General features: G+C 45.7%; 1 pseudogene. It reads left to right on the forward strand.

The features are described from left to right. Positions 1–304, forward strand: a pseudogene (locus BHE89_RS24560) (transposase); the annotation flags it as partial.

The following is a 304-nucleotide window of genomic DNA, read 5'->3' on the forward strand; positions in this document are numbered from 1 at the left end:
TTTTTTAATCCGAAACTAAAAGCCCGTTTTCCCACGTTTAAAAGTAAGCATGGCAGACAATCTAGCTATCATTGTGTCGGGATCAAAAGTCATTGATGGCGCGATAAAAAATCCCGAAAATCGCACCGATTGAAGCGCGTTTACATCGTGAAATTACGGGGGGCGCTGAAAAAGTATCACACTGGGGAGTGCTAATCGCCGTAAAGCCCGAATACAGCTTGCAGGTGTACACGAACGGGTAGCCAATGCCCGTGCTGATTTTCAACACAAACTCTCTCGTGCAATTGTTGACGAAAACCAAGCG

Origin of the sequence: Shigella sp. FC1967 (assembly GCF_001743005.1) — a bacterium.
Classification (GTDB): Bacteria; Pseudomonadota; Gammaproteobacteria; order Enterobacterales; family Enterobacteriaceae; genus Proteus.